This window comes from Streptomyces sp. NPDC001068 (genome assembly GCF_042897315.1).
Taxonomy (GTDB): domain Bacteria; phylum Actinomycetota; class Actinomycetes; order Streptomycetales; family Streptomycetaceae; genus Streptomyces.
In genome coordinates this window covers 931,787-953,771 of record NZ_JBIAYD010000001.1, presented here as the reverse complement: position 1 = coordinate 953,771, position 21,985 = coordinate 931,787, and the positions used below count along the sequence as shown (strand labels likewise).

Genomic DNA, 21,985 nt, shown 5'->3' with positions numbered 1-21,985 from the left:
GAACGGCCCCCCGCTTAGAGTGAGGCGGTGAACGGCGACTGGCTCCTCCGCGGCCGCGACGGCCGGCTCAGTGTCTATCTGCCGTCGGGCGACGCCCTGCTGTGCCGGGCGGAACGCGGTCCCGGCGGCCCCTGGGGCGCCCCTCGGCGGATGGGCGGCGGCCAACGGCTGCACCCCGGCTTCTCGGTGGGCCGGAGCGCCGACGGGTACGCTCACCTGGTCGCCTGGCGGCCCACCGGGCAAGGGGAGTCGGGCCTGGTCCACTCCACCCACTACCGTCCCCATCTGGCCGCCCTGGACTGGCAGTCCATAGGCCACCCCGGAAAGAAGGGCGAGGTCACCGGCGCCCCGGCCGTCGCGGTGGACGCGCGGGGCCGGGCCCATGTCTTCGTCCGCAACCGGGGACGCGGGGTGAGCATGGCCGCCCAGAAGGAGAAGGGCGGCTGGGAGCCGTGGCGTGATCTGAAGGGCCGGCTCGTGGAGGACGGGCTCGCCGCGGTGACCGGTGAGTCGGGGCGGGTGGAGGTGTACGCGGCCGTGCCGGGCGGGATCGTGCACTGGCGCCAGCAGGAGGCGGGCAAGCCGCCCGTGCTGCTGGAGACGGTCGAGACCCCGGTCCGTCCGGGCACCCTCGCCGCCCTCGCCACCTCCCCCGGGAACACGACCCTCTACTACGGCGACGAGTCCGGCGACCTGTGCGCCTGGCGTCCCGGCGGCGAGCCGCGCCGGCTGCTGCCCTGCGCCGGCCCCGGACCGGTCGCGGCGGTCCGCTGCGAACTCGACGGACACGACTGCACCCTGCTCGCCCAGCGCTCTTCCAGCGGCCGGGTGGCCTTCGCCGCCTACCCCACCGAGGACGAGGGGGCCGGCGCCTGGTGGACCGAGTCGGGCCCGCAGCTTCCGGCCGACGCCACGGTCGCCCTGACCACGGACGAGGACGACCGGGTCACCGCGGTGGCCCTCTCCCCGTCCGCCGGCCAGTTCCTGATCACCCGCCGCAAGGCCGAGCCGGGGCTGGCCCTGGAGGCCTGGCGAGAGGTCTGACACGGCCCTGGGCCGTCACGGACGGTGCGCGTGCGCCATGATGGCCACCGTGGAAAGCCAGACACTCATAGACGCCTGGCGGCGTCTGCTCACCGGCTCCGGCAAGTCATGGGTGCTGTTCGAGCACGGCACCTGCGTGGTCCTCGAACACCCCGCCGGTGACATCGCCGAGCAGGCCGTCGGTATTCTCCGCGAGTTCGGCCCCCTGCAGGTCAACACCAGCGCGGGTGACTTCCGGGTGCTCGAACTCCAGCAGGACGACGGCTGGCTGGTGACGAGCCACCATCCGGACGTCGTCACCTTCGTGCCGCGCGACGATCCCGAGGACCCCTCCCACCTGGCCGTCGGCATCCTGGGCCGCTCCCGCCGCGACCTCGACGGCACCGAACTGAGCGTCGTCCACACGGAGGCGGCCCCGCCCGCCTGAAGCGGACGAGGCCGGCGCACCGATGCCCGACGCACCGATGCCCGGCGCACCAGTCGGTGTGCCGGGCATCGGGTCCGTGCGGACGGGGCTACGCCGGGACGCTCGCCACGCCCGGCGCCAGGAACTTCTTGCCGTTCACGCGCTCGGAGACACCCTCGCGGTCCAGGTACGGCGTGAGGCCGCCCAGGTGGAAGGGCCAGCCGGCGCCCGTGATCAGGCAGAGGTCGATGTCCTGCGCCTCGGCGACGGCACCCTCGTCGAGCATCAGCCCGATCTCCTGGGCGACGGCGTCCAGGACGCGGTCACGGACCTGCTCCTCGCTGAGAACGGTGTCGCCCTGCTTCAGCAGCGCGGCGACCTCCGGGTCCAGCTCCGGCTTCCCGCTGTCGTACACGTAGAAGCCGCGCTTGCCCGCCTTCACGACGGCCGCGAGGTTCGGGGAGACCGTGAAGCGGTCCGGGAAGGCCCGGTTGAGGGTCTCCGAGACGTGCAGGCCGATGGCGGGGCCGACCAGCTCCAGGAGCACCAGCGGGGACATCGGCAGACCGAGCGGCTCGACCGCCTTCTCCGCGACCTCGACCGGGGTGCCCTCGTCGATGACGTTCTGGATCTCGCCCATGAAGCGGGTCAGGATGCGGTTGACGACGAACGCCGGGGCGTCCTTCACCAGCACCGCGGTCTTCTTCAGCTTCTTGGCGACGGCGAACGCGGTCGCCAGGGAGGCGTCGTCGGTCCGCTCGCCGCGCACGATCTCCAGGAGCGGGAGGATCGCGACCGGGTTGAAGAAGTGGAAGCCCACGACCCGCTCGGGGTGCTTGAGCTTCGACGCCATCTCGGACACCGACAGCGAGGAGGTGTTGGTGGCGAGGATCGCGTGCGCCGGGGCGACCGCCTCGACCTCTGCGAACACCTGCTGCTTGACGCCGATCTCCTCGAAGACCGCCTCGATGACGAAGTCGGCGTCGGAGAAGCCCTCGGCCTTGTCCAGCACACCGGTGACCAGGGCCTTGAGGCGGTTGGCCTTGTCCTGGTTGACGCGGCCCTTGCCGAGCAGCTTGTCGATCTCGGCGTGGACGTAGCCCACACCCTTGTCGACGCGCTCCTGGTCGATGTCGGTCAGCACGACCGGCACCTCCAGGCGGCGCAGGAAGAGCAGCGCGAGCTGGGAGGCCATCAGACCGGCGCCGACGACACCGACCTTGGTGACCGGACGCGCCAGGTTCTTGTCCGGCGCGCCCGCCGGACGCTTGCCGCGCTTCTGCACCAGGTTGAACGCGTAGATGCCGGCGCGCAGTTCACCGCCCATGATCAGGTCGGCGAGCGCCTTGTCCTCGGCGTCGTAGCCCTGCTGGAGGTCGCCGCTCTTGGCGGCCGCGATGATGTCCAGGGCGCGGTAGGCGGCCGGAGCGGCGCCGTGCACCTTCGAGTCCGCGATGAAGCGGCCCTTGGCGACGGCCTGGTCCCAGGCCTCACCGCGGTCGATCACCGGACGCTCGACCTCGATGCCGCCCTTGAGGACCTCGGCGGTCCAGATCAGCGACTGCTCCAGGAAGTCGGCACCCTCGAACAGGGCGTCGGCGATGCCGAGGTCGAAGACCTGCTGCCCCTTGAGCTGCTTGTTCTGGTTCAGGCTGTTCTCGATGATGACCGAGACGGCCTTCTCGGCGCCGATCAGGTTCGGCAGCAGCGCGCAGCCGCCCCAGCCCGGGACCAGACCGAGGAAGACCTCGGGCAGCGAGAACGCCGGGATGGCCTTCGAGACGGTCCGGTACGTGCAGTGCAGACCGACCTCGACGCCACCGCCCATGGCGGCACCGTTGTAGTAGGCGAAGGTCGGCACGGCCAGGCCCGCGAGGCGCTTGAAGACCTCGTGGCCGCCCTTGCCGATGGCGAGCGCGTCCTCGTGGTTCTTCAGCAGCTCGACGCCCTTGAGGTCGGCGCCGACCGCGAAGATGAACGGCTTGCCGGTGATGCCGACACCGACGATCGTGCCGTCGGCCGCCTCCTTCTCCACCTGGTCGATGGCGGCGTCGAGGTTCGCGAGCGACGCCGGGCCGAAGGTGGTCGGCTTGGTGTGGTCCAGGCCGTTGTCGAGGGTGATCAGCGCGAAGCGGCCGGCCCCCGACGGCAGGTCGAAGTGGCGGACGTGCGCGGACGTCACGACCTCGTCGGGGAACAGGTCCGAAGCCTGCTTCAGAAGCTCGGTGGTGGCGCTCACTTGTCCCCCTCGAAGTGCGGGTTCTCCCAGATGACCGTCGCGCCCATGCCGAAGCCGACGCACATGGTGTTCAGGCCGTAGCGGACGTTCGGGTGCTCCTCGAACTGGCGGGCCAGCTGCGTCATCAGACGCACACCCGAGGAGGCGAGCGGGTGACCGAAGGCGATCGCGCCGCCGTACTGGTTGACGCGCTCGTCGTCGTCCGCGATGCCGTAGTGCTCCAGGAAGGCCAGTACCTGCACGGCGAAGGCCTCGTTGATCTCGAACAGACCGATGTCGGAGATGCTCAGCCCGGCCTGGGCGAGCGCCTTCTCGGTGGCCGGGATCGGGCCGTAGCCCATGACCTCGGGCTCCACACCGGCGAAGGAGTACGACACGAGTCGCATCTTGACCGGCAGGTTGTTCTCGCGGGCGAAGTCCTCGGAGGCGATCAGCGAGGCGGTGGCGCCGTCGTTCAGACCGGCCGCGTTGCCGGCGGTGACCCGGCCGTGCACGCGGAACGGCGTCTTCAGACCGGCCAGGTTCTCCAGGGTGGTCCCCGGGCGCATCGGCTCGTCGGCGGTGACCAGACCCCAGCCGGTCTCGCCGCCCTCGGGGTTGGTCCGGCGCACCGAGATCGGCACCAGGTCGGCCTGGATCTTGCCGTCGGCGTACGCCTTGGCGGCCTTCTCCTGGGAGCGGACCGCGTACTCGTCCGCGCGCTCCTTGGTGATCTGCGGGTACCGGTCGTGCAGGTTCTCGGCGGTCATGCCCATGAACAGCGCCGACTCGTCGACCAGCTTCTCGCTGACGAACCGCGGGTTCGGGTCGACGCCCTCGCCCATCGGGTGGCGGCCCATGTGCTCGACACCGCCGGCGATGGCGACGTCGTACGCGCCGAAGGCGACGGAACCGGCGACCGTGGTGACGGCGGTCAGGGCGCCGGCGCACATGCGGTCGATGGAGTAGCCGGGCACGGAGGTCGGCAGGCCCGCGAGGATGCCCGCGGTACGGCCGATGGTCAGGCCCTGGTCACCGATCTGGGTGGTCGCGGCGATGGCGACCTCGTCGATCTTCTTGGTGTCCAGCCCGGGGTTGCGGCGCAGCAGCTCCCGGATCGCCTTCACGACGAGGTCGTCGGCACGGGTCTCGTGGTAGATGCCCTTCGGGCCCGCCTTGCCGAACGGGGTGCGGACGCCGTCGACGAAGACGACATCCCTGACGGTACGAGGCACGATTGGCTCTCCTCCAGGGTGCGGGATGGCACTGCTGCGATGCGCTGAGCGCGCGCTCAGGCCCATGCTACTTATGAGTAACGTGACTGCCCACCCCTGGCGGCGGGAGCGGCGAAGGTCACATGTCCGGGTGCCTCCGCGCGCCGTCCCCCGAACCTTGGCGTGATCTCGACGCCCCGGTTCCGGCCGCGCGCGGCCCCGGCGCCCGGGGCTCGGGGGAGTTCCTGCCCGGAGGCCGGCGACCGCGCCGTTTTGAGCCATGTGGAGCCGTGCCGGAAGTCCGTCGCCGGCCGGGTACGCCGACCGGGTGGTGACCGGTCCCCACCGCACGCCGAGCGGGCCGGACAGCCCCGTCGCGCGCGGCCGGGCGGGCACGCGCCGGCGAACGGTTCCGCCCGTTCGGCACCGACGGGAAGCACCGGGATCATCGTGTACACCGGGTGTCCGGCAGCGCCCTGGCACGCCTGCCCGGAACCGGAACCGGATCCGTCCGGACGCGTTCACGCCCGACCCGGTCCGCCCGCACGCGTTCACGCCCGACCCGGGTCCGTCCGGACGCGTTCACGCCCGGACCCGGTGAGGACGCAAGGAGCACCGCCCGGGCGCCCCGGTTCAGGCGGTCGGTGCAGCCAGTGCCGTCACGAGCGCCGGTGTCACCTGTTCCACCTGCCAGGGCCGGGCCCCGTACCCGACCAGAGCCGATCCCACGGTCTGGGCGTCGACGGTCTTCGGCGGCTCCCAGCACAGCCTGCGCACCGTGTCCGGGGTGATCAGGTTCTCCTGGGGCATGGTGAGCCGCTCGGCCAGCGCCGACACCGCGGCGCGCGCGGCGGAGAGCCGGGCGGCGGCCTCGGGGTCCTTGTCGGCCCACGCCCGCGGCGGCGGCGGCCCGGTCAGCGGCTGCCCCGGCAGCGGCAGCCCGGCGTCCGGCAGTGCCTTGGCCCGGTCCACCGACGCCTGCCACTGCTCCAGCTGCCGCCGTCCCATCCGGTGCCCGAAGCCGTTCAGTCCCGCCAGGGCGTGCACGTTGGCGGGCAGGGCGAGCGCCGCCTCCACGATGGCCGCGTCACTGAGCACCTTGCCGGGCGACACGTCCCGCTTCTGCGCGATCCGGTCCCGCGTCTCCCACAGCTCCCGCACCACGCCCAGCTGCCGCCGCCGGCGCACCTTGTGCATGCCGGACGTCCGGCGCCAGGGGTCCTTCCTCGGCTCGGCCGGCGGCGCGGACGCGATCGCGTCGAACTCCTGCCTGGCCCACTCCAGCTTCCCCTGCCGGTCCAGCTCCTTCTCCAGCGCGTCCCGCAGATCGACGAGCAGTTCGACGTCGAGAGCCGCGTAGCGCAGCCAGGGCTCGGGCAGCGGCCGGGTCGACCAGTCGACCGCGGAGTGGCCCTTCTCCAGGACGAAGCCGAGGACGCTCTCGACCATCGCGCCGAGTCCGACCCGAGGGAACCCGGCGAGCCGCCCGGCCAGCTCGGTGTCGAACAGGCTGCTGGGCACCATGCCTATCTCGCGCAGGCAGGGCAGGTCCTGGGTGGCCGCGTGCAGCACCCACTCGACGCCGGACAGTGCCTCGCCGAGGCCGGACAGGTCGGGGCAGGCGACGGGGTCGATCAGCGCGGTCCCGGCGCCCTCGCGGCGCAGCTGGACGAGGTAGGCGCGCTGTCCGTAGCGGTAGCCGGACGCCCGTTCGGCGTCGACGGCGACCGGGCCGGAGCCGGCGGCGAACGCGGCGATCACGCGGGCGAGGGCCACCTCGTCGGTGATCACGGGAGGAATGCCCTCACGCGGCTCCAGCAAGGGAACCGGCGCCTCCGTCGCAGAAGATCCGGCGTCGTCCGGGGGAGTGCCCCCGGTGGTGCGCAGTGTGCTGTCTGCTGCGGTGTCTTGGGCGTCGGTCACATGTCAAGGGTATCCGTGTGTGGACGGGGCCCGTCGACGGAACGTTCCGTCGACGGGCCCCGGGGGGTCGTAAACCAGTCAGCTCGGTGAAAGATCAGGTCCACGAACGGGGGACGCCGCCGCAGTCGTGACGGTGGACCGGCGGCCGGTCCGGCTCACGTCGCCGAACGGTGGAGTGCGGGACGGACGGTCGGTCAGTGGATGATGCCGGTGCGCAGGGCGACGGCGACCATGCCGGCACGGTCGCCCGTGCCGAGCTTGCGGGCGATGCGGGCCAGGTGGCTCTTGACGGTGAGGGCGGACAGACCCATCGAGACGCCGATGGCCTTGTTGGACTGGCCCTCCGCGACCAGCCGGAGCACCTCGACCTCGCGGCCGGAGAGCTCGCGGTAGCCGCCCGGGTGGCTCGGGGCACCCGGGGGGCGGCGGTGCATGCGGGCGGCGGCGGAACCGATGGGTGCGGCACCCGGCCGGGTGGGGAGCCCGATGTTGGTGCGGGTGCCGGTGACGACGTAGCCCTTGACGCCGCCGGCCAGGGCGTTGCGCACGGCGCCGATGTCGTCGGCGGCGGAGAGGGCCAGGCCGTTGGGCCAGCCCGCGGCGCGGGTCTCGGACAGGAGGGTGAGGCCGGAGCCGTCGGGGAGGTGGACGTCGGCGACGCAGATGTCGCGGGGGTTGCCGATGCGGGGACGAGCCTCCGCGACGGACGAGGCCTCGATGACGTCGCGCACACCGAGCGCCCACAGGTGGCGGGTGACGGTGGAGCGGACGCGCGGGTCGGCCACGACCACCATGGCGGTGGGCTTGTTCGGGCGGTAGGCGACCAGGCTTGCGGGCTGCTCAAGGAGAACGGACACCAGGCCTCCTGGGGTGGGGGACGGGGCCGGCTTGTGGGGAAGAAGCCGGGACGAACCGTGCTTTCAAGGTCACAGTCGTCTTCGGCATCAAACCCGTCCGCCTTTAGAGAATGATCACGATTTAGTGAGCAATAATCCGTGCAATTCGGACACGCGATCGATCATCCGAAGATCGAATCGGTTCGGGCTGTTGCCGTACGGGACAGAAAGTGGCCGTATCGACAAAGAGATGGTCAATGAAGGGTGAGTCGACGCGCCCCGGCGCGCGGCGGCTAGCGCGCCTGCGGATCCCGGCGCTGCGGCAGCGTGACCACCGAGGCGTCGCCCGGCGCGGCCGGCGGCAGCCCCGCCACCTGCGCCAGCAGATCGCACCAGGAGGTCAGGTGCGCGGCGGTGTCGGGGACCCCGGCGCGGCCCTCCCGGGGCGTCCAGGAGGCCCGGATCTCGATCTGCGAGGCGGCGGGCCGCTCCGACAGGCCGCCGAAGTAGTGCGAACTGGCCCGTGTGACGGTCCCGCTCGGCTCCCCGTACGACAGGCCGCGTGCCTGCAGCGCGCCGGTCAGCCACGACCAGCAGACGTCCGGCAGCAGCGGATCGGCCGCCATCTCCGGCTCAAGCTCCGCGCGCACCAGCGTGACCAGCCGGAACGTCCCGCGCCACGCGTCGTGCCCGGCCGGGTCGTGCAGCAGCACGAGACGGCCGTCGGCGAGGTCCTGCTCGCCGTCCACCACCGCCGCCTCCACGGCGTACGCGAACGGGGCCAGACGCTGCGGTGCGGGCGTCGGTTCCACCTCGACCTGCGGCCGCAGCCGGGCGCCCCGCAGCGCGTCGACCGCGGCCCGGAAGGCCGGCGGAGCCGTACTCCCCTTGTGTCCTTCGCCCTCCTCGGTGCCCTTCCCCTCGCCCGTCCCGCCAGCGCCGTCCGACAGTCGTCCCTGAGCCGCAGCCATGCGGGGAAGAGTAAGGGGAACGACGCCTTCGCGCAGGGAGAGACACCACCAAGGCCCCGCCGGGCCGCGGCCACGCCCCGTTCACGGGCGTGCGAGACTTGCCGTCGTGAGTGCGAACGGGAGCCCCGCGGGCCAGCAGCCGACAGCGACGTACGACAGTGCCTTCCTGAAGGCGTGCAGGCGTGAACCCGTGCCGCACACACCCGTGTGGTTCATGCGTCAGGCCGGGCGCTCGCTGCCGGAGTACCGCAAGGTGCGCGAGGGCATCGCCATGCTGGAGTCGTGCATGCGGCCCGAGCTGGTCACCGAGATCACGCTCCAGCCCGTCCGCCGGCACGACGTGGACGCGGCGATCTACTTCAGCGACATCGTCGTCCCGCTCAAGGCCATCGGTGTCGACCTCGACATCAAGCCCGGCGTCGGACCGGTCGTCGCGCAGCCGATCCGCACCCGCGCCGACCTCGCCCGGCTCCGCGACCTGACCCCCGAGGACGTCTCGTACGTCACCGAGGCGATCGGGATGCTCACCCGCGAGCTGGGCCCGACCCCGCTGATCGGCTTCGCCGGCGCCCCGTTCACCCTCGCGAGCTACCTCGTCGAGGGCGGCCCCTCGCGCACGTACGAGAACGCCAAGGCGATGATGTACGGCGACCCCGACCTCTGGGCCGACCTGCTCGACCGCCTCGCCGACATCACGGCCGCCTTCCTCAAGGTGCAGATCGAGGCCGGCGCCTCGGCGGTGCAGCTCTTCGACTCCTGGGCCGGCGCGCTGGCCCCCGCCGACTACCGCCGTTCGGTGCTGCCCGCGTCCGCGAAGGTCTTCGACGCCGTCTCCGGCTACGGCGTCCCGCGCATCCACTTCGGCGTCGGCACCGGCGAGCTGCTGAACCTCATGGGCCAGGCCGGCGCGGACGTCGTCGGCGTCGACTGGCGCGTCCCGCTCGACGAGGCCGCCCGCCGGGTCGGACCCGGCAAGGCGCTCCAGGGCAACATCGACCCGACCGTCCTGTTCGCCGGCAAGGACGCGGTGGAGACCAAGGCGCGCGAGGTGCTCGACGCGGCCGCCGGTCTCGAAGGCCACGTCTTCAACCTCGGCCACGGTGTGATGCCGTCCACCGACCCGGACGCGCTGACCCGGCTGGTCGAGTACGTCCACACCGAGACGGCCCGCTGACGCCGTCCGCTACCAGCCGTGCCGGGGCCGGGCCCGCCTGCCGAACAGCAGGCCGCGCGGTTCCGGCGGCGGGGGGGTGCCCGGCTTGAGCGGCCAGGCCAGCAGCATGCCGACGAGGAAGCCGACGATGTGCGCCGCGTAGGCGACCGTGCCGGCGTCGGAGACGCCCTCGCCGGACGAGTACACGGCCTGCAGCACGAACCAGAAGCCCAGCACCAGCCAGGCCGGCAGCCGTAGCGGCAGGAAGATCAGGAACGGCACCAGCACCCAGACCCTGGCCCTCGGATAGAGCACGAGATACGCGCCGAGGACGCCGGCGATCGCACCCGAGGCGCCGATCAGCGGGTCCGCCGAGGTGTCGTTGACGAGGGCGAAGCCGTAGCCGGCCGCGTAGCCGCAGACGACGTAGAACAGGAAGTACCGGATGTGGCCCATCCGGTCCTCGACGTTGTTGCCGAAGATCAGCAGGAACAGCATGTTGCCCAGCAGGTGCAGCCAGCTGCCGTGCAGGAACATCGCCGTGAAGACCGACAGCACCGGGGACTTGTCGTACCCGGGCGGTGCCACGACACAGCCGGGGCCGTTCCGGCCGATGCCCACGGCGCCGGTCGGGACCAGCTGGGGCAGCTGATGGTGGATCAACTCCCTGGGCACCGCCGCGTAGTGGTCCGTGAAGGCCTGCAGGTGGCACAGCTGTGCCAGATCGCTGCCGCTCGCCACGGAACCGGCTATGCCGGGCGTGAACAGGAAGACGAGGACGTTCGCGGCGATGAGCGCGTACGTCACGTACGGCGTGCGCCGCACCGGGTTGACGTCATGGACGGGGATGACCACAGCTCACTAGTGCCCAGGGCGGGGGCGCCCGAAGCGCGGAGCGGGCCGGTGAACGTCGGCGCGCGCGGGTGCGTATGTCCCTGCGACCGATGAGCTTCGGCTGATGTTTCCGGCGACGTGAGGACCAGGCGATGAACGAGCGGGTTGCTTCCCAGGGATTCCCTCCGATGCAGGCCATGCCCGACGGGGAGGCGGAGATCTCCCTCGTCGTACGGCTGCCCTGGGAGGACGTGGCACGGCTCGGTCAGGAGGCGGGGCGGCTGGCGGCCCAGATGCAGCGGCCGGTGACGCTGGACGAGGCGGTGAGCAACCGGCTGCGCTCGACCCGGCCGGCGGCCCACGCAGCGCGCCCGGGGGCCGAGCAGCCCGCCGCCGCGGTCGCGCCCGGTGGTGCGGGGGTCACCTCGCTGCCGCGGATCAGCGGGACGGGCTGACCGCCGTCGCGGGGCGCGGGCGCTGGTGCGGCTGCAGGCCGCGTCGCGGGCCGCGGGTGCGTGGGGGCCGGTCGCACCGTTCCCCGCGCCCCTGAGCCGGTGTCCCTGGCGCGTCTCACGAGGCACGGGCCGCCGTCCCCGGGGCGCTGCCCCCGGCGCCTCTCAGGACGTTCGCACCTTCGCGGCCGCTTTCCTCGCGGCCACCAGTACCGGGTCCCACACCGGTGAGAACGGGGGCGCGTAGCCCAGGTCCAGGGCCGTCATCTGCTCCACCGTCATGTTCGCGGTCAGGGCCACCGCGGCGATGTCGACCCGCTTGCCCGCGCCCTCCCGCCCCACGATCTGGACGCCCAGGAGGCGGCCGGTGCGGCGTTCCGCGAGCATCTTGACCGTCATGGGATTCGCGCCGGGGTAGTACCCGGCGCGGCTCGTGGACTCGATGGTGACCGCCTCGAACCGCAGGCCCGCCCGCAGCGCGTCCTTCTCGCGCAGACCGGTGCGGGCGATCTCCAGGTCGCACACCTTGCTCACCGCCGTGCCGACGACCCCCGGGAAGGTGGCGTAGCCGCCGCCCACGTTGGTGCCGATGACCTGGCCGTGCTTGTTGGCGTGGGTGCCCAGCGGGATGTACTGCTCCTGTCCCGAGACCAGGTTCAGGACCTCCACGCAGTCGCCGCCCGCCCAGACGTCCTGGTGGCCGCGGACCCGCATCGCCAGGTCGGTGAGGAGTCCGCCGTGCTTCCCGAGCGGCAGGCCCGCGGCCCGGGTGAGTTCCGTCTCCGGGCGGACGCCGATGCCGAGGATCACCACGTCCGCCGGGTACTCGCCGTCCTCCGTGGCCACCGCGCGGACCCGGCCGTCGGGGCCGGTGAGCACCTCGGTGACCTCGGCGTCGGCGACCATGGTGATGCCGAGGCCCTCCATCGCCTCGCGCACCAGGCGGCCCATGTCGGGGTCGAGCGTGGACATGGGCTCGCTGCCGCGGTTGACGACCGTCACCTCGTAGCCCCGGTTGATCATCGCCTCGGCCATCTCGACGCCGATGTACCCGGCGCCGACGACCACCGCCCGCCGGCCCCGCGTGCGGGAGAGCGTGTCGAGCAGGGCCTGGCCGTCGTCCAGGGTCTGCACGCCGTGCACCCCCGGTGCGTCCGCGCCCGGCATGTCGGGGCGGATCGGCCGAGCGCCGGTCCCGATGACGAGTTTGTCGTACGACGTCCAGGACTCGGCACCGGAATCGACGTCACGCGCGCGTACCCGCTTGCCGGCCACGTCGATCGAGGTGATCTCGGTGCGCATCCGCAGGTCGATGTCGCGCGAGCGGTGTTCCTCGGGCGTGCGGGCGATCAGTTCGTCCCGTGCCGCCACGTCGCCGCCGACCCAGTACGGGATGCCGCACGCCGAGTACGAGCTGAAGTGGCCGCGTTCGAAGGCCACGATCTCCAGCTCGTCCGGTCCCCGCAGCCGGCGTGCCTGGGACGCCGCGGACATGCCCGCGGCGTCCCCGCCGATCACCACCAGTCGTTCGCGTCCACCGCTCATGTCCATGCGAACACGCTACGGGGCGAGGGAATTTCGGGCTTGCTCAGCCCTCCTCGCCGGGCGTGCGGCGCCGCCGGACGATCCGCCACCACAGGAGCGCGGCCAGGGCCGCCAGGGCCGCGAACGGCAGGGCCGCGCCGAGCGCCAGCGCGATCCAGCGCAGCATGGTGACGAAGACGTGCCAGCCGCCCGCCAGCGCGTCCGTGAACCCCGGCGTGTCGTCCTTCGCCGCCGCCACCGGAGGTGTCTGGGTGAGTGACAGGGTGATGGTGGCCAGGCTCGTGCGGTCCTTCAGGGACGCCTGCCGGGCGAGCAGCGCCTCCAGGTCGGCCTCCCGGCTGCTCAGTTCGCCTTCCAGGGTGACCACGTCACCGAGCTTGGTGGCCCGGTCCATCAGCTCGCGGACCCGGGCCACGCTGGCCTGCTGCGACTTGACGCGGCTGTCCACGTCCACCACCTGGTCGGTGACGTCCTGGGCCTTCGCGGTGCGGTCGAGGAGCTTGCCCGCGCCCTGGAGGCCGGTGAGCACGTCGTCGTAGCGCTCGGTGGGCACGCGCAGGACCAGCCGGGTGCGCTCGTGGCCCTCGGTGTCCCGGGTGGTGGTCTCGTCGCCGACGTAGCCGCCGGCGCTCTCGGCGGTGCCACGGGCCTCGTCGAGGGCCTTGGGCACGTCCTTGACCTGCACGGTCAGGGAGGCGGTGCGGATGATGCGGTTCGCCGTGAGGGTGGGCGCCTTGGCGGGGCCCCTGCCGTCGACGTCCTTGGCGCTCGCGCTCGCCGGGCCCGCCGCCTCCTGGGCAGCGCCGCCCGCGTCGGCCTTGGAGTCGGCGGTGTCGCCGGAGCCGTCGGCGCTGCAACCGGTGAGGACGAGGGCCGCGGCCAGCAGGACGCCGGCGAGGACGGGTCGTACGGGATGTCGCATGGTTCCCCCCGAGGGTGGTGACTACTGACGCTCCTCCGACGCCGGGGTGGTGCGGGGCGTTCGGGCGCGCCGGTCCCGATGCGGTCACGGTCAGGACGCGCGCCGGTCACCGGCCCGGGACGGGAGCGCAGGAGGGGTCTGAGAGAGTGGGGCCATGAGCGCAACGGACACCGGGCAGGTCGTCGTCGTCGGGGCCGGGATCGCGGGGCTCGCCGCGGCCCACCGGCTGCTGGAGCGCGGCGTGCGCGTGACCGTGCTGGAGGCCTCGGAGCGCGTCGGCGGCAAGCTGCTGCCCGGCGAGATCGCGGGCGTACGGGTCGACCTGGGCGCCGAGTCGCTGCTGGCGCGCCGGCCCGAGGCGGTCGGTCTGGCGCGTGAGGCGGGTCTCGGGGACCGGTTGCGGCCGCCGTCCACCGCGACGGCCTCCATCTGGACCCGGGGCGCCCTGCGGCCCATGCCCAAGGGCCATGTCATGGGTGTCCCCGGCACCGCCGACGCGCTGTCCGGCCTGCTGTCCGCGGAGGGCCTCGCACGCATCGGGCGCGACGCCGACCTGCCCCGCACCGAGGTCGGCGACGACGTCGCGGTGGGCGAGTACGTGGCCGGGCGGCTGGGCCGGGAGGTCGTCGACCGGCTGGTCGAGCCGCTGCTCGGCGGGGTCTACGCGGGCGACGCCTACCGCATCTCGATGCGTTCGGCGGTCCCGCAGCTCTACCAGGCCGCCAGGACGCACGGCTCACTGACCGAGGCCGTCCGCGAGATCCAGGCCAAGGCCGCCGCCGGCCGGCAGACCGGCCCGGTCTTCATGGGCATCGAGGGCGGCGTCGGCAGCCTGCCGCTCGCCGTGGCCGCGTCGGTGCGGGCGCGCGGCGGCGAGATCGTCACCGGGGCGCCGGTCACCGAACTGCGCCGGGTCGGACCGGGCTCCGCGCGGGCGGGTGCCGCGACGGCCGGGGACCCGGCGACGGCCGACGGGGGTACGGCGGCCGGGGGTGCCCCCGGCGGCGCGCGCACCGGCTGGCGGATCGTCGCCGGGGGCCGGGTGCGGTACGCGGACGCCGTGGTGGTCGCCGTCCCGGCCCCCGCCGCCGCCGTCCTGCTGCGCGCCGAGGCGCCCGCCGCCGCGGCCGAGCTGTCCGCCGTCGAGTACGCCTCGATGGCCCTGATCACCCTCGCCTACCGCCGCGCCGACCTCGCCCTTCCCGAGGGCAGCGGCTTCCTGGTGCCGCCCGTCGACGGCCGCACCATCAAGGCCGCCACCTTCGCCTCCCACAAGTGGGGCTGGATCGCCGAGGAGGACCCGGACGTCGTCGTCGTGCGCACCTCGGTCGGACGGTACGGCGAGACGGAGGTGCTCGGCCGCGCGGACGACGGTCTGGTCGACGTCTCCCGCCACGACCTGCGCGCGGCCACCGGCCTCGCCGCGGATCCGGTCGCCACCAGGGTCACCCGCTGGACCGACGGCCTGCCCCAGTACCCGGTGGGACACCACGCGCGCGTGGCCCGCGTCCGCGAGCACGTCGCCGCCGTCCCCGGCCTGGCGGTCTGCGGCGCCCCGTACGACGGGGTGGGCGTCCCCGCCTGCATCGCGAGCGCGTACGCCGCCGTCGACCAGCTGGGCGGTGACCTGGCGGCCGTCCGGGAGCTCACCGCCAACCCGGTGCAGAGCCTGCACGGCGGAGCGGGAGAATAGGACCATGAGTGACGACGCCCCCACCACCGCCTCCGAGCGGATCCCGAACAAGGGCAAGCTGGCCAAGGACCTCAACGAGGTCATCCGCTACACCCTGTGGTCGGTCTTCAGGCTGACGGACGTGCTGCCGGAGGACCGCGCCGGCTACGCCGACGAGGTCCAGGAGCTGTTCGACCAGCTCGCGGCCAAGGACGTGACCGTGCGCGGCACCTACGACGTCTCCGGTCTGCGCGCCGACGCCGACCTGATGATCTGGTGGCACGCCGAGGACAGCGACCAGCTCCAGGAGGCGTACAACCTCTTCCGCCGCACGAAGCTGGGCCGCGCCCTCACGCCGGTCTGGTCGAACATGGCGCTGCACCGCCCCGCCGAGTTCAACCGCTCGCACATCCCGGCGTTCCTCGCCGACGAGACGCCGCGCAACTACGTCAGCGTGTACCCGTTCGTGCGCTCGTACGACTGGTACCTGCTGCCCGACGAGGACCGCCGCCGGATGCTCGCCGACCACGGCAAGATGGCCCGCGGCTACCCGGACGTGCGCGCCAACACGGTCGCCTCGTTCTCGCTCGGCGACTACGAGTGGATCCTGGCCTTCGAGGCCGACGAGCTGTACCGCATCGTCGACCTCATGCGTCACCTGCGCGCCTCCGAGGCCCGCATGCACGTCCGTGAGGAGGTCCCGTTCTACACGGGCCGCCGCAAGGACGTCGCGGAGCTGGTCGCGGGCCTCGCCTGACGACGGGTCAGCGCTGGGCGGCCTTGCCCTTCATGGAGTCCCGCAGCTTCTTGTGCTGCGGGACGCGGCCGGCCGGCTTCGGCTCCGGGTGCGCCGCGCAGGACGCCCGCCGCTCCGGGAGCCGGCCCTCCAGCAGGTACGCCTCCAGGTAGCCGTTGACGCACTTGTTGGGCCCGCCGCCGATGCCGTGGGTGCCCGCGTCCCGCTCGGTCACCAGCACCGAGTCCGCCAGCCGGCGGTTCATCTCCAGGGCGCCCGCGTACGGCGTGGCCGCGTCCCGCTCCGCCTGGAGGATCAGCGTCGGCGGCAGCTCACCGGGACCCGTCCGCACGTCCAGGGGTTTCTGCCGGGACACCGGCCAGTAGGCGCACGGCAGGTTCATGAAGGCGTTGTCCCAGGTCTCGAACGGCGCCACCCGCGCCAGCCGGGTGTTGTCCCGGTCCCAGGTCGCGAAGTCCGTCGGCCAGGCCGCGTCGTTGCACTCGACGGCCGTGTAGACCGCGTTGCCGTTCTCCGCCGCCGCGGCCGTCGCCGGGGTCGGCGCCGCCAGCCGGACCAGCGGCTTCGCGTCCCCCTTCAGGAACTTCGACAGCGCCTCCGCGCGGCTCGGCCAGTAGTCGTCGTAGTAGCCGGCGGTCAGGAACGCGCCCTGCAACTGCGCCGGCCCGACCTTGCCGCCGGCCGCCTTCTTGGCCAGCCGCCTGCTCGCCCGGTCGTAACTCGCCTGCACCTTGGCGGGCGTGTTCCCGAGCCCGTACGCGTCGTCGTGCCGGGCGATCCACTCCCGGTAGTCCGCCCAGCGGCTCTCGAACGCGGCCGACTGGTCCAGGTTGGCGCGGTACCAGATCTGCGCCGGGTCCGGGTCGACCGCCGAGTCCAGCACCATCCGCCGTACGTGCGAGGGGAACAGGGTGGCGTACAGCGCGCCGAAGTAGGTGCCGTAGGAGGCGCCCATGAAGGTCAGCCGGTTCTCGCCGAGCGCGGCGCGCAGCACGTCCAGGTCCCGGGCGTTGTTGAGGGAGGTGTAGTGCCTGAGCTTGTCGCCGGACCGCTTGAGGCAGCCCTTCGCGTACGCCTTCGCCTCGGCGACCCGGGCCTTCTTGTACGCCTCCGAGGGGTGTGTCGGCGACGGGGAGGGCGCCTTGAAGAAGCGCTTGGGGTCCACGCAGGACAGCGGCGCCGAACGGTCCACCCCGCGCGGGGCGTAGCCGACCAGGTCGTAGGCGGCGCCGAGACGCTTCCACTCGGGGAGCACGCCGACCAGCGGGAAGTCCATGCCGGAGGCGCCGGGGCCGCCCGGGTTGTAGACCAGGGCGCCCTGCCGGGGCACCTTGCGCTTGCTGTTGTGCGGGTCCTTGTGGGTGGCCCGCACCCGGCTGACGGTCAGCCGGATCCGCTTGCCGTCCGGGTGCGCGTAGTCCAGCGGGACGCTCAGGGTGCCGCACTGGAAGGAACTCGGGTACTCCAGCGCGGCGGCGCACTTGCCGAAGTCGATGCCCTCCGCGCGCGCCCGCGCGGCGGCCACGGCGGTACCGCGCAGTTCGGCCGTCGGCGCGTCCGGGACGCGGGGGGCGCTCCCGGCCGGGGCGGCGGCCAGCGTGGTCAGGAGCAGGGACCCGGCTGCCGAGTACAGGACGGGGGCTCTCATGGCGTATCCCTTCGTGCGGTCGCTGCGTGGCGCGGCAGCAACGGCACGGCAGCGACTGCACGGCAGCAATAAAAGGGATATTTCGACCGGTTGGCGGAGAAGGCAAGCACCGTCGGCCGGTGTCGGCGCCAATGCCCCTGTACGCCCCCGTTCACTCCCGCGGGAGCTGGTCCCGGTGTGCGAAGGCCGCACGCAGCTCCGGTTCACCGATCGCGCGGACACCGCGCACGGCGACGGAGGCGAGGAGCGAGTGGTCGTCGGCCGCCCGGTTCGAGCGCCGGTGCACCACGCCCAGCAGCCGCTGCCCGGCCGGGGAGGCCCAGCGCGCGTACGGGTGCGCCTCCACACGGGCGATGGCCAGGCAGCTCAGCGCCAGCGTGAGGGGCAGCGCGAACCACACGGCGACCAGGTCGCGGGGCATCCCGGTCGGGGCGGGCAGCGACAGGGCGGCCACCGCCAGGCCCGACACGGCCAGTGCGGCGGCCCGGACCTGACGCACACCCGACGCGACCGTCGTACGCGCCGCCGCGTCCGGTACCGCGAGCCCCGCCCGCACCAGTCCCTCACCGAGGCTGCGCACGGCGTCCGTGTCGGCCGCCGCCGACCGCACCGGCGCTATCCGGGACTGTCCCCCGGGTCCGATGGCGCCTATCACCGAGCGCTCCATCTCGTCGCGCGCGCGGGGGTCGACGACGGTCGCCCAGCCGGTGTGGGCGAGCAGCAGCCGCCGCTGGCGGGCCATGGAGACCATCGTCAGGTCGGCGACCCGCGCGGGCCCTCCGGACAGGAACGCGGCCTCGTACAGCGTCAGATCGTGTCCTCGGCCCGCGTCCGCGTCGGAGGCCGCCGCGCGTACGGCGGCCAGACACAGCCGAGTGCAGGCGGTGCCGGTGACGGCCCAGGCGAGGAGCAGGAGAAGGACCCAGAACATGACGTGTTTCTATGCCAGGGGCCGGGCGGACACCATGCCCTGTTCACATTCCGGACCGAGTGTTGCAGGTATGTGACGTTCCGTTTGGTGGGCTGGTCAGGAACCGCCGGACGGCGGGGGACTGGAGGCGGCGGGCGGCAGCGGATAGACCGAGGCCGTCGGGGCGGGCGCCGGGGACGGTACGACCGGGATCGCGTCGCTCGGCGCGAAGACCGGAGGTGAGGAGGCGGGCGCGGGGGTGGCCGCCAACTGCTGGGCCAGCGCGGCGAAGTCGACGTACCCCGTGGCCTCCAGCATCTTGATGTGGTCCAGGACGGTGGTGTTGGCGTCGTCGGCGAGGCTGCGGACCAGGATGTTCTGGGTGCCGGCCCGCACCTGGGCGACGACGGAGAAGACCCGGCCGTGGGCCAGCCGCAGGATGTTCGCGAACTGCCGGTCGAAGTCGTGCCCCTGTGCCTCGGCCAGCGTGGCGAGCCACTGTTGCTGCTGGTCGTTGGGCTGGTTGGGGATCGGCAGGCCGAGTATGCCGGCCACGCTGCGCACGTGCGCGTCCAGGGTGGTGTGTCCGTCGACGAGGTGTTGTCCGGCGGCCCGGACGGCCTGGGTGGTGCCCTTCTCCTGCGCCATCTCCCCGGCCGGCAGCTCCCACAGCCCGGCGAGCCGCACCTTGACCACGAAGTCCCGGTCCAGGGCGGACAGCGGGCCGTAGCGGGTGGGTACGGTCCGGTCGCTGAGCAGGCTCACCGTACCGGTCGGGTCCGAGCGGTCGGCGTAGGACCAGACCGGGAAGACCAGGGCGGCGAGGGTCGCCGCCAGACAGGCGATGATCAGTCCGGTACCGGTGAATATGCCTCGGCCCTGGACGGGGGGTCGGGGACGCGCGCGCATGATGCCTCCTGCACCGCACGGCTCAGGCTTGCGCTGTGCGGGTTTGGCATATTACCGACCGCAGGTGACGGGGGACCGGGCCGAGGCCCGGGAGAGTACGGCGGGCGCTCCGCGGCCGTTTGTCCCGCTTCCCCAAGGGCTGTCCCGAGATCCCCGGCGGCGCGCGCGACGACAGCCACGGCACCTCGCGGTGTTGCCTGGTTCACCCGGATACGCCCGGTACGAGGGCGCCCCTCCGCCTTCCGACGCACCGCATCCGACGCCGTGCGCCGACCGACCGGGGAGCACGGGACGGCCCTCAGCGCCGCCGCGCCAACGCCCTGCGTACGGCCGACTTCCGGGGCGTCGCGCCCGCTCGGTCCAGCCACCACTTCTCCAGACGGCGGTGCGGGGTTCCGCCGCCTGCCCGTCCCTCGCTCAGCAGCCGCTCCGCGAAGTCCAGCGCGTCCCGCCGGTACCCCCCGGTCATCGGCCGTTCCTGGGCGTACGCCAGGAACGCCGGCCGGTAGGCGCCCCCGAGGATCTCCGGCAGCTCCGGAGCCACCTTCGCGACCACGTCCGCCCGCTTGGACGCCAGTGCCCGCGCCTGCACCCCCATCCGCACCCGGTCGAACCCCTCGGGCACCGGTGTCCCCGCGACCAGCGAGGACAGCACCGCGGCCTGGCCGAGCCCGACGCGCTGCCGGGTGGTGCCGGGCACCTCGGGCGCGGCGGACCGCGCCGGAGGGACGAACGGCCGGCCGGTGTCCGCGGCGCCCGCCGCTACCGCCCGCCGGATCGCCGCCAGTTCCCGCTCCAGTTCGGCCGGCTCGGGAAAGTTCTCGTCCCGCTCCAGCAGCACTCCCGGTGGCGCGACCCGGGAGGCCAGGTCGCTCAGCACCTCCAGGACCTCCGCCGGCACCGGGTGGGCGTGGCTGTCGTGCCAGACGCCGTCCCGTTCGAGCCCGCCCGCGACATGGACGTAGGCGATGGCCTCGACGGGAAGCTCCGCGAGCGCCTTGGCCGGGTCCTCGCCCCGGTTGACGCGGTTGGTGTGCAGGTTCGCCACGTCGATCAGCAGCCGTACCCCGGTGCGGTCCACGAGGTCGTACAGGAACTGTCCCTCGGTCATCTCCTCGTCGGGCCAGCGGATCAGCGCGGCGATGTTCTCCACGGCGAGCGGCACCGGCAGCGAGTCCTGCGCGATGCGGACGTTCTCGCACAGGACGTCGAGGGCGTCCCGGGTGCGGGGGACGGGAAGGAGGTGTCCGGCCTCCAGGAGCGGTGACGCCGTCAGCGGGCCGCCCGCGCGGACGAACGCGATGTGCTCGGTGACGAGGGGGGAGCCCAGCGCCCCGGCCCGCTCGGCCAGCGCCGCGAGCCGGTGCTCGTCCGGGCGGTCCGCGCCGCCGAGCCCCAGGGACACGCCGTGCGGTACGACCGTCACCCCGCGCTCGCGCAGCCGCCGCAGCGACTCGGGGAGGTGGTCCGGGCAGGTGTTCTCGGCCACGACCTCGACCCAGTCGACGCCCGGCATCCGCTCCACGGCGTCCGCGATCTCCGGCCGCCAGCCGATGCCCGTGCCCAGTCGCTCCATGACCATGGTCCTCCCCCTCCGCCGATTGACGGGGGTATGGCCCCGGAGCGCGTCCGCGAACCGCGGTGCCCGCCGCTTCAGAGCAACATTTGAGGTTCGGTCCGCGCTCGGGGGAGCCGGGCCGGCGATCCGCCGAGGGCGCCGAGGGCGCCGAGTGAGTCCACCGGGTCCGGGCGCGCGCTGGTCATCGAGCCCGGCGCGCCGGGCGAGGGCCTGGACGCGACCCGTACGTCAGGAATCCCGGGTCAGCGCAGCGCCGGATGGTCCGCGACGACCGTGCAGCTGCCCGGCGCGATCTCGGTGAACCCGGCGTCCCGCACCAAAGGCAGCCCGCCGGTGGTCAGTTCACGCCACTCGGCGGGATCGGCGACCCGCACGGCGAGCGGGAACCCGGCCTCGCGCCACGTCGTCCGCGCCTCCTCGGGAAGCGCCCACCAGGCGAGCTGGGCCCCGTGTCCGGCCTGTGCCATCGTCTTGCCCGCGGACATCTCCAACTCCGGGTTCAGCCACAGCACGGGCTGCGTCCGGTCGGCGTCGGCGGGGGGCTCGGGATCGTCCAGCTCGGTCCCGGACACCTGCAGCTTCGCCAGCTCCTTGGGCCAGCCGTCCAGGGGAACCGGCGGGAACACCCGTACCTCGGCGGACTTCCCGGTGAGCGTGATCCCGGGCAGCTCCGTGGCCCGTCGCCACTCGGATCCCCGGGCCCGCCGCACGACCTTGCGGATCCGCGCGTCCTCCCAGTCCCGTACGGCCTGCGCCCACTCCCCGTCACCGAGGGCCCGCGCGTCACCGAGCATGGTCAGCACGGCCCGGGCGGCGGTCTCGAGCGCGTCGGTGCGGGCCGGCGGAGCGTCCCTCTCGATGCGTACGACCAGCGGCAGCACGAACTGGGGTGCCTCGTCACGCGCGGTGGGTTCGGCGCGGAAGGGGCTGTCGCCGGGCGACTTCGGATCAACGCTCACCCCATCACCCTAAAGGGCCCCGGAAACCGCGCC

The 21,985-nt window shown here is 73.1% G+C and carries 19 protein-coding genes; 6 read left to right on the top strand and 13 right to left on the bottom strand.

Annotation, left to right across the window (positions count from 1 at the left end; all coding sequences use genetic code 11):
* Positions 1–27: 27 nt before the first annotated feature.
* Together ACFY3I_RS04175 and ACFY3I_RS04170 are read left to right on the top strand one after the other, a co-directional pair.
* Positions 28–1,044, top strand: a complete 1,017-nt coding sequence (locus tag ACFY3I_RS04175) for a hypothetical protein (protein ID WP_390859234.1) — start codon at positions 28–30, stop codon at positions 1,042–1,044.
* 40 nt (positions 1,045–1,084) lie between these two features.
* Positions 1,085–1,471 (top strand): hypothetical protein, encoded by a 387-nt coding sequence (locus ACFY3I_RS04170; protein ID WP_390859233.1) that lies wholly within the window; start codon positions 1,085–1,087, stop codon positions 1,469–1,471.
* Positions 1,472–1,559: 88 nt separating this feature from the next.
* On the opposite strand, the gene ACFY3I_RS04165 is transcribed toward ACFY3I_RS04170, so the two are convergent.
* The 5 genes from ACFY3I_RS04165 to ACFY3I_RS04145 form a co-directional block, all read right to left on the bottom strand.
* On the bottom strand, positions 1,560–3,689 hold the full coding sequence (locus ACFY3I_RS04165) for a 3-hydroxyacyl-CoA dehydrogenase NAD-binding domain-containing protein (RefSeq protein WP_390859232.1): 2,130 nt from the start codon (positions 3,687–3,689) through the stop codon (positions 1,560–1,562).
* Positions 3,686–4,903 (bottom strand): thiolase family protein, encoded by a 1,218-nt coding sequence (locus ACFY3I_RS04160; protein ID WP_390859231.1) that lies wholly within the window; start codon positions 4,901–4,903, stop codon positions 3,686–3,688. Before ACFY3I_RS04160 ends, ACFY3I_RS04165 begins: the two co-directional genes overlap by 4 nt.
* Before the next feature lie 612 nt (positions 4,904–5,515).
* Positions 5,516–6,805: an HRDC domain-containing protein gene (locus tag ACFY3I_RS04155; RefSeq protein WP_390859230.1), complete on the bottom strand. Its 1,290-nt coding sequence runs from the start codon at positions 6,803–6,805 to the stop codon at positions 5,516–5,518.
* A gap of 194 nt (positions 6,806–6,999) precedes the next feature.
* The gene (locus tag ACFY3I_RS04150; RefSeq protein WP_129305965.1) at positions 7,000–7,662 is read right to left on the bottom strand and encodes a response regulator transcription factor; all 663 of its coding nucleotides are present in this window, start codon (positions 7,660–7,662) and stop codon (positions 7,000–7,002) included.
* Between the two features lie 272 nt (positions 7,663–7,934).
* Positions 7,935–8,612: a DUF3000 domain-containing protein gene (locus ACFY3I_RS04145; RefSeq protein ID WP_365292774.1), complete on the bottom strand. Its 678-nt coding sequence runs from the start codon at positions 8,610–8,612 to the stop codon at positions 7,935–7,937.
* 106 nt (positions 8,613–8,718) lie between these two features.
* Here ACFY3I_RS04145 and hemE point away from each other — a divergent pair, with 106 nt between their 5' ends.
* Positions 8,719–9,786 carry a uroporphyrinogen decarboxylase gene (hemE, locus tag ACFY3I_RS04140; protein WP_390859229.1) on the top strand — a complete coding sequence of 356 codons (1,068 nt, stop codon included), beginning with the start codon at positions 8,719–8,721 and terminating at the stop codon, positions 9,784–9,786.
* 9 nt (positions 9,787–9,795) lie between these two features.
* On the opposite strand, the gene ACFY3I_RS04135 is transcribed toward hemE, so the two are convergent.
* Entirely contained in the window at positions 9,796–10,620 is an 825-nt protein-coding gene (locus ACFY3I_RS04135; protein WP_390859228.1) for a rhomboid family intramembrane serine protease, read from the bottom strand.
* A gap of 131 nt (positions 10,621–10,751) precedes the next feature.
* Here ACFY3I_RS04135 and ACFY3I_RS04130 point away from each other — a divergent pair, with 131 nt between their 5' ends.
* A complete protein-coding gene (locus ACFY3I_RS04130; protein ID WP_390859227.1) occupies positions 10,752–11,054 on the top strand; it encodes a hypothetical protein in 303 nt (100 codons plus the stop codon).
* Between the two features lie 162 nt (positions 11,055–11,216).
* On the opposite strand, the gene ACFY3I_RS04125 is transcribed toward ACFY3I_RS04130, so the two are convergent.
* Together ACFY3I_RS04125 and ACFY3I_RS04120 are read right to left on the bottom strand one after the other, a co-directional pair.
* Positions 11,217–12,602, bottom strand: a complete 1,386-nt coding sequence (locus tag ACFY3I_RS04125) for an FAD-dependent oxidoreductase (RefSeq protein WP_390859226.1) — start codon at positions 12,600–12,602, stop codon at positions 11,217–11,219.
* A 37-nt stretch (positions 12,603–12,639) separates the two neighbouring features.
* Positions 12,640–13,518 carry a DUF4349 domain-containing protein gene (locus ACFY3I_RS04120; protein ID WP_390859225.1) on the bottom strand — a complete coding sequence of 293 codons (879 nt, stop codon included), beginning with the start codon at positions 13,516–13,518 and terminating at the stop codon, positions 12,640–12,642.
* 154 nt (positions 13,519–13,672) lie between these two features.
* Here ACFY3I_RS04120 and hemG point away from each other — a divergent pair, with 154 nt between their 5' ends.
* A complete protein-coding gene (hemG, locus tag ACFY3I_RS04115; protein ID WP_390859224.1) occupies positions 13,673–15,211 on the top strand; it encodes a protoporphyrinogen oxidase in 1,539 nt (512 codons plus the stop codon).
* A 4-nt stretch (positions 15,212–15,215) separates the two neighbouring features.
* Positions 15,216–15,947 carry a hydrogen peroxide-dependent heme synthase gene (hemQ, locus tag ACFY3I_RS04110; RefSeq protein WP_365292761.1) on the top strand — a complete coding sequence of 244 codons (732 nt, stop codon included), beginning with the start codon at positions 15,216–15,218 and terminating at the stop codon, positions 15,945–15,947.
* 7 nt (positions 15,948–15,954) lie between these two features.
* Here hemQ and ACFY3I_RS04105 read toward each other — a convergent pair whose 3' ends face one another.
* From ACFY3I_RS04105 to ACFY3I_RS04085, 5 genes are all read right to left on the bottom strand, one after another.
* The gene (locus ACFY3I_RS04105; protein ID WP_390859223.1) at positions 15,955–17,595 is read right to left on the bottom strand and encodes an alpha/beta hydrolase; all 1,641 of its coding nucleotides are present in this window, start codon (positions 17,593–17,595) and stop codon (positions 15,955–15,957) included.
* A 151-nt stretch (positions 17,596–17,746) separates the two neighbouring features.
* Positions 17,747–18,526 (bottom strand): TIGR04222 domain-containing membrane protein, encoded by a 780-nt coding sequence (locus ACFY3I_RS04100; protein WP_390859222.1) that lies wholly within the window; start codon positions 18,524–18,526, stop codon positions 17,747–17,749.
* Positions 18,527–18,622: 96 nt separating this feature from the next.
* A complete protein-coding gene (locus ACFY3I_RS04095) occupies positions 18,623–19,414 on the bottom strand; it encodes a DUF4142 domain-containing protein (RefSeq protein WP_390859221.1) in 792 nt (263 codons plus the stop codon).
* Positions 19,415–19,712: 298 nt separating this feature from the next.
* On the bottom strand, positions 19,713–20,990 hold the full coding sequence (locus ACFY3I_RS04090; protein ID WP_390859220.1) for a DUF692 domain-containing protein: 1,278 nt from the start codon (positions 20,988–20,990) through the stop codon (positions 19,713–19,715).
* Between the two features lie 245 nt (positions 20,991–21,235).
* A complete protein-coding gene (locus tag ACFY3I_RS04085; RefSeq protein ID WP_390859219.1) occupies positions 21,236–21,952 on the bottom strand; it encodes an aminoacyl-tRNA hydrolase in 717 nt (238 codons plus the stop codon).
* Between the last annotated feature and the right edge of the window lie 33 nt (positions 21,953–21,985).

What these genes read in the sequence shown, in the direction of transcription:
- ACFY3I_RS04170 (WP_390859233.1), top strand. Translation starts at nt 1,085, where the DNA reads ATGGCCACCGTGGAAAGCCAGACACTCATAGACGCCTGGCGGCGTCTG.
- ACFY3I_RS04120 (WP_390859225.1), bottom strand. Translation starts at nt 13,518, where the DNA reads ATGCGACATCCCGTACGACCCGTCCTCGCCGGCGTCCTGCTGGCCGCG.
- hemG (WP_390859224.1), top strand. Translation starts at nt 13,673, where the DNA reads ATGAGCGCAACGGACACCGGGCAGGTCGTCGTCGTCGGGGCCGGGATC.
- ACFY3I_RS04095 (WP_390859221.1), bottom strand. Translation starts at nt 19,414, where the DNA reads ATGCGCGCGCGTCCCCGACCCCCCGTCCAGGGCCGAGGCATATTCACC.
- ACFY3I_RS04105 (WP_390859223.1), bottom strand. Translation starts at nt 17,595, where the DNA reads ATGAGAGCCCCCGTCCTGTACTCGGCAGCCGGGTCCCTGCTCCTGACC.
- ACFY3I_RS04130 (WP_390859227.1), top strand. Translation starts at nt 10,752, where the DNA reads ATGAACGAGCGGGTTGCTTCCCAGGGATTCCCTCCGATGCAGGCCATG.
- hemQ (WP_365292761.1), top strand. Translation starts at nt 15,216, where the DNA reads ATGAGTGACGACGCCCCCACCACCGCCTCCGAGCGGATCCCGAACAAG.
- ACFY3I_RS04100 (WP_390859222.1), bottom strand. Translation starts at nt 18,526, where the DNA reads ATGTTCTGGGTCCTTCTCCTGCTCCTCGCCTGGGCCGTCACCGGCACC.
- ACFY3I_RS04145 (WP_365292774.1), bottom strand. Translation starts at nt 8,612, where the DNA reads ATGGCTGCGGCTCAGGGACGACTGTCGGACGGCGCTGGCGGGACGGGC.
- ACFY3I_RS04125 (WP_390859226.1), bottom strand. Translation starts at nt 12,602, where the DNA reads ATGGACATGAGCGGTGGACGCGAACGACTGGTGGTGATCGGCGGGGAC.
- ACFY3I_RS04090 (WP_390859220.1), bottom strand. Translation starts at nt 20,990, where the DNA reads ATGGAGCGACTGGGCACGGGCATCGGCTGGCGGCCGGAGATCGCGGAC.